1 protein-coding gene is annotated in these 830 nt (G+C 43.0%); it reads right to left on the reverse strand.

All coding sequences use genetic code 11. The features are described from left to right. Window positions 1-94: 94 nt before the first annotated feature. The coding region (locus A3757_RS18000; RefSeq protein ID WP_197470120.1) for a sensor histidine kinase at window positions 95-830 on the reverse strand (736 nt) is incomplete at its 5' end.

Consider the following 830-nt stretch of genomic DNA (forward strand, 5'->3'; position numbering starts at 1 on the left):
TTTGTATTTTCATGCTAACTCTTGACCACTACGTAATCACTACGTTCATTACTGCTCCATATTCCTCTCCTATAGTCGCTTCCATACACATGGACTATAGGCTTTCTTGAGGAAGAAAGATTTGAAACGTCGTTCCTTTTTCGTTGCTTCTACAACTAATGGTACCTTTAGCATCCCTGACGAGGTTTTTGGTAATACTCAGGCCCAAGCCTGAGTGTCCGTCACCTTTTGTTGAGGTAACAGGTTTAAAAAGGCTTTTTGCTATTTCTTCTGGCAGGCCTGGGCCTTGGTCCTTGATCAGGATTTCTACGTAACCCTGGCCATTAAGGTTGATATTGGCTGCCGTGCTGATAAAAATAATGCCGCCTTCAGGCATTGCTTCCGAGGCGTTTTTAATCAGATTTGTAATGATTTGCTTGAACTGGTTCCTTTTCGTGCCGATTCGCTTCAAGTCCTGATCTAAGTCTAGCTGATAGGAAGTGTCGTGCAAGACGAATAAAGAATGCTCATATAAGGTGCAAAGATTCTTGATTTCGGTATTAATGTCGACGCCGGACTGTGTTTCGACGGCTTCTTGTTTTAGGTCGCGTAAACGTAAAATAATCTGACTTGTTCTATTTAGTTCTTCTCTGACAATATCAAGCTCTTCAGCTAGCTCGTGTTGCTCGTAACTTTCTGCAGGCCCCGTTAGTTTGTTAGACAAAGAGACCAAATAGTTATTAATGATGTTTAAGGGGTTGTTGGCTTCGTGGGCTATTTCCCTGGCTCGCTGTGCCATAGCTTCAGTGCTGGCATCGCTCTCAATGCGTGTAATTTTTTCCGTGGTCTTA

It is taken from the genome of Oleiphilus sp. HI0117, from assembly GCF_001635235.1.